We start from the raw sequence: 4,580 nt of genomic DNA, 5'->3' as shown, positions 1-4,580 counted from the left end.
AGGGGCCGTGCCGGTGTGTCAAGCCCGTCGCATAGAGAAGCACAGAGAACAGCTCCCCCGAACCCCCGAGCAGTAGGGCACCAAGCGACGGGCTGACACACCGGCACGGCCCCTCCCGTGCGTGGGCGGGCGCGCGGCGGGAGGGTGCGGGTCCGCGGCCGGCCCTTCCCGTTGGTTCGGTGGTGTCAGTGGGGTCGCGCAGAATGGGGCCGACGGGGTTCGGGTTCGGTGCTTGGGACGGAGGGCGGTGGGGGCATGACCGTGTGGGACGACCTGGTGGGGCAGGAGCGGCTGAGCGGGCAGCTGGACGCGGCCGCCCGGGACGCGGATGCCATCGTCACGGCGGCGGAGACCGGGGGACCGCCTCCCGAGGCGTCGAAGATGACGCATGCCTGGCTGTTCACGGGGCCCCCGGGAGCGGGCCGGAACACGGCGGCGCGGGCGTTCGCGGCGGCGTTGCAGTGCGTGAGCCCGGACCGGGCGCTCGGGGGGAGCCCGGGGTGCGGGTTCTGCGACGGGTGCCATACGTCGCTGGTGGGGACGCACGCCGATGTGACGACGGTCGCGGCCGTGGGCACGCAGATCCTCGCCGAGGACATGCGGGACACGGTCCGCAAGTCGTTCACGTCGCCCGCGAACGGGCGGTGGCAGGTCATCCTCGTCGAGGACGCCGAGCGGTTGAACGAGAAGTCGGCGAACGCGGTGCTCAAGGCCGTGGAGGAGCCCGCCCCCCGGACGGTCTGGCTGTTGTGCGCCCCCTCGCTGGAGGACGTGCTGCCGACCATTCGCTCACGGTGCCGGCACGTCGGGCTGCTCACGCCGTCGGTGGACGCCGTGGCGGACATGCTCGTACGGCGTGAGGGCATCGAGCCGGAGGCGGCCGCGGTCGCCGCCCGGGCCACCCAGGGGCACATCGAGCGGGCGCGGCGGCTGGCGACCGATCCTCGGGCGCGGGAGCGGAGAGCCGCCGTACTGAAGCTGCCGTTGCGGATCGAGGACATCGGAGGATGCTTCAAGGCCGCGCAGGAGCTGGTGGACGCGGCCTCCGAGGAGTCCAAGCAGCTGGCGGAAGAGGTCGACACCAAGGAGACCGAGGAGCTGAAGGCGGCGCTCGGGGCCGTGCAGGGCGGGCGGATGCCGCGCGGTACGGCGGGCGTGATGAAGGATCTGGAGGACAAGCAGAAGCGGCGCCGTACCCGGGCCCAGCGGGACAGCCTGGATCTGGCGCTGACCGAGCTCACCGGCTTCTACCGGGACGTGCTGGCCCTGCAACTGGGGTCGCGGGTTGCCCTCGCCAACATCGAGGTCCAGGACGTGCTGGAGCGGATGGCCCGTGACGGGACGCCCGAGGCGACGCTGCGGCGGATCGACGCGATCGCGGCCTGCCGGGAGGCGCTGGACCGGAACGTCGCCCCGCTGCTGGCGGTGGAGGCCATGACCATGGCTCTGCGGTCCGGCTGACGGTGGTGAGGGACGCGCTCGGTGGCTCGGGCGAGTGGGGGCTGCGGCGTTCGGGTCAGTGGTGGCGGGGCGTTCGGGTGAGTGCGGGCGGGCGTTCGGTTGACGGTGTCACTCGTACGGGGAGCATTCGTCGCCATTCGTGATCATTTGGGTGCCTTTGGTTACGCTCGCGAGATGCGAACCAGGCGTACTTCCCGGCCGAATCGGTCCTCGCGTATCGGCGGCGCGTTGCTCGCCGCCGCCGCGCTGCTCGTGTCGGCCTGTTCCTCCGGCGGTGCGAGCCGGGCGGCCACGGCGGACGACGGGGCGCCCGCGCTCGGCCCGCTGCCCCGCGCGACGCCCACCGCGCTCGCGCCGTACTACGAGCAGAAGCTGCGCTGGCGCGACTGCGAGGTGCCCGGCTTCCAGTGCGCCACGCTGAAGGCGCCCCTGGACTACGCCAACCCGGGCGAGGGCGACATCAAGCTGGCGGTCTCGCGCAAGAAGGCCACCGGCCCGGGGGAACGGCTCGGTTCGCTGCTGGTCAACCCGGGCGGCCCGGGCGGCTCGGCCATCGGCTACCTCCAGGGCTACGCGGGCATCGCCTACCCGGCGCAGATCCGCGCGCGGTACGACATGGTCGCCGTCGACCCGCGGGGCGTGGCGGGCAGCGAGGGGGTCGAGTGCCTCACCGGCCGTGAGATGGACGCGTACACGCAGACGGACCTCACCCCGGACGACGGGGCGGAGAAGGAAGCGCTGGTAGCCGCGTACAAGCGGTTCGCGGAAGGGTGTGGAGCGCGGGCGCCGAAGCTGCTGCGCCATGTGTCCACGGTCGAGGCGGCTCGCGACATGGACGTCCTGCGGGCCGTGCTCGGGGACCGGAAGCTGACGTACGTCGGCGCCTCGTACGGGACGTTCCTCGGCGCGACCTACGCGGGGTTGTTCCCGGAGCGGGCCGGTCGGCTGGTGCTGGACGGGGCGCTGGACCCGTCGCTGAGCGCGGACCGGCTGAACCAGGAACAGACGGCGGGCTTCGAGACGGCGTTCCAGGCGTTCGCGGAGGACTGCGCACGCAGGGAGGACTGTCCGCTGGGGCGCACGCCGGTGCAGGTCGGCCACAACCTGGGCGCCCTCTTCGAGCGCCTGGACGCGCGGCCCCTGCCGACCGGTGAGGCGGGCGGACGGAAGCTGGGTGAATCCCTGGCGACGACGGGGGTGATCGCGGCGATGTACGACGAGGGGGCGTGGCCGCGGCTCCGGCAGGCCCTCACACAGGCCGTCCGGGACCAGAACGGTGCCGGGCTGCTGGCCCTCTCCGACGGCTACTTCGAGCGGGAGGCCGACGGCAACTACTCCAACCTGATGTACGCCAACGCGGCCGTGAACTGCCTCGACCTCCCCGCGGCCTACGCCACGCCGGACGAGGTGGAGCGGTCGCTGCCCGCGTTCGAGAAGGCGTCCCCGGTGTTCGGCCGGGCCCTGGCGTGGGCCTCGCTGAACTGTGCGTACTGGCCGGTGAAGCCGACGGGGGAACCGCACCGGATCGAGGCGAAGGGCGCCGCACCGATCGTGGTGGTCGGCACCACCCGCGACCCCGCCACGCCGTACCGCTGGGCCGAGGCCCTGGCCTCCCAGCTCACCTCCGCCCGCCTCCTCACGTACGACGGCGACGGGCACACGGCGTACGGGCGGGGCAGCGGCTGCATCGACTCGGCGATCAACACGTATCTGCTGCGCGGCACGCCTCCCACGGAGGGAAAGCGCTGCTCACCGTCCTGACGGGCGCCTCGGCCCGCGGAGGGAAGGCGAGGCGTGCGGCCCCGCCCCAGGCTCCGCGCCGCCGGGCCGCGGAGGTGCTCCGGACCCTGGTTCGGAGCACCTCAGAAACTGTGTAGACTTACCGACGTTGCTGATCGCACCATAGTGCGGACGGCGCGCCGCCTTAGCTCAGATGGCCAGAGCAACGCACTCGTAATGCGTAGGTCTCGGGTTCGAATCCCGAAGGCGGCTCCACTTGAAACCCCAGGTCAGGATTCTGATCTGGGGTTTTTTGCTGTGTGGGCTTTGCTGGAGTTCTGGGTCAGGCGTGTTGTTGGTGTTGTTCTGGTAGGTGGCTTTCCGGGTGGGCCCAGACGACGACGTTGTCCGGGTGGGGGATCGCTCCCGTGGTGAGTTCGTGGTTGAAGAAGTCGATGATCTCTCGGTCGGAATGGCGCAGGCTGAAGTGCGTCAGGACGAAGACGGTGTCCGGGTGGGAATCGATCATCGGGCGGAGTTCGCTCCAGACGGTGTGGCCGACCTGGCGGGCCCGGGGGATCTGGGCGTCGTCCAGGTAGGTGCACTCGGTGATGATGACCGGGTATGCGAACAGCCACGGGTTCCGGGTGAAGACGCTCGCGTGTGTGTCTCCCAGGAAGGCGAAGAGGGGGCGGGTCACTTCCTCGTAGATCGCTGCGTCACCGTCGTTCTTTCGTTGCTGTGCGATGAGCCGGCCGAATTCGCTTCCCTGTGGCCCGCCGCCAGCATCGACGTCTTCAGGTCTTCGTACTCCGGCTTCAGGATCTTCTTCTTCTCCGCGAAGCAGTAGCCCACACAGGGCACCTTGTGCAGGCATTCGACTACCCGGACCGTGTAGTTCCTTCGGCCGCCCGCCGCGAACTCGTCACCCGACCGCACGCCGTGCAGGCGGTACTCCGGGGCGCGGGACGGATCGAACGTCGGCCCGTGGTTCAGTTCGGTCGCGGCGCGCAGGTAGGCCTCCGCGTACGGTTCCGCTTCGGCCGGGAGGTAGATGTCCACGCCCCCGTCCCTGGCGGCCAGGTAGTCGAGGTCCTTGGAATGGTCGAGGTGGGTGTGCGTCAGGAACACCGACTCCACCTGACGGCCTTCCGCCAGGCCCGCGTCGAGGCTGCAACGGAGTTCGGGGATGTGGAAGAACGTCTTGTCGTTCGCCCGTGAGTATCCGGTCAGGGTCAGTTCGGTGCCGGGTATCTTCCACGTCTTCCACTGACGGAACGGGTGCCCCTTCCCGAGTCGTTGCGGGTGACGGATGTGTGGGGTGGGTCGGTCGTTCATTCTGGCCTCAGGTGAGAGCGGAGCGGTGGAGTGGGCGGGTGATCAGAGGGGCCGAGGGAGGG

At 70.6% G+C, this 4,580-nt stretch carries 4 protein-coding genes and 1 tRNA gene; 3 read left to right on the top strand and 2 right to left on the bottom strand.

Going from position 1 to position 4,580, the window contains the following annotated elements; all coding sequences use genetic code 11:
• Positions 1-255: 255 nt before the first annotated feature.
• The 3 genes from AOK23_RS08905 to AOK23_RS08895 all read left to right on the top strand — a co-directional run bounded on the left by AOK23_RS08905 (position 256) and on the right by AOK23_RS08895 (position 3,456).
• Positions 256-1,461: a DNA polymerase III subunit delta' gene (locus tag AOK23_RS08905; protein ID WP_055712209.1), complete on the top strand. Its 1,206-nt coding sequence runs from the start codon at positions 256-258 to the stop codon at positions 1,459-1,461.
• A gap of 174 nt (positions 1,462-1,635) precedes the next feature.
• Positions 1,636-3,222: an alpha/beta hydrolase gene (locus AOK23_RS08900; RefSeq protein ID WP_055712208.1), complete on the top strand. Its 1,587-nt coding sequence runs from the start codon at positions 1,636-1,638 to the stop codon at positions 3,220-3,222.
• 157 nt (positions 3,223-3,379) lie between these two features.
• Positions 3,380-3,456, top strand: a tRNA-Thr gene (locus tag AOK23_RS08895).
• Positions 3,457-3,523: 67 nt separating this feature from the next.
• Here the strand turns inward: AOK23_RS08895 and AOK23_RS49575 are convergent.
• Both AOK23_RS49575 and AOK23_RS49570 read right to left on the bottom strand, forming a co-directional pair.
• The gene (locus tag AOK23_RS49575; protein ID WP_240496320.1) at positions 3,524-3,880 is read right to left on the bottom strand and encodes a hypothetical protein; all 357 of its coding nucleotides are present in this window, start codon (positions 3,878-3,880) and stop codon (positions 3,524-3,526) included.
• Positions 3,877-4,518 carry an MBL fold metallo-hydrolase gene (locus tag AOK23_RS49570; RefSeq protein ID WP_240496319.1) on the bottom strand — a complete coding sequence of 214 codons (642 nt, stop codon included), beginning with the start codon at positions 4,516-4,518 and terminating at the stop codon, positions 3,877-3,879. Before AOK23_RS49570 ends, AOK23_RS49575 begins: the two co-directional genes overlap by 4 nt.
• Positions 4,519-4,580: the final 62 nt, after the last annotated feature.

Source organism: Streptomyces torulosus (genome assembly GCF_001419765.1).
In the GTDB taxonomy this organism is placed as follows: domain Bacteria; phylum Actinomycetota; class Actinomycetes; order Streptomycetales; family Streptomycetaceae; genus Streptomyces; species Streptomyces torulosus.
This window is presented reverse-complemented; position numbering and strand designations above follow the sequence as displayed.

What these genes read in the sequence shown, in the direction of transcription:
- AOK23_RS49570 (WP_240496319.1), bottom strand. Translation starts at nt 4,518, where the DNA reads ATGAACGACCGACCCACCCCACACATCCGTCACCCGCAACGACTCGGG.
- AOK23_RS08900 (WP_055712208.1), top strand. Translation starts at nt 1,636, where the DNA reads ATGCGAACCAGGCGTACTTCCCGGCCGAATCGGTCCTCGCGTATCGGC.
- AOK23_RS08905 (WP_055712209.1), top strand. Translation starts at nt 256, where the DNA reads ATGACCGTGTGGGACGACCTGGTGGGGCAGGAGCGGCTGAGCGGGCAG.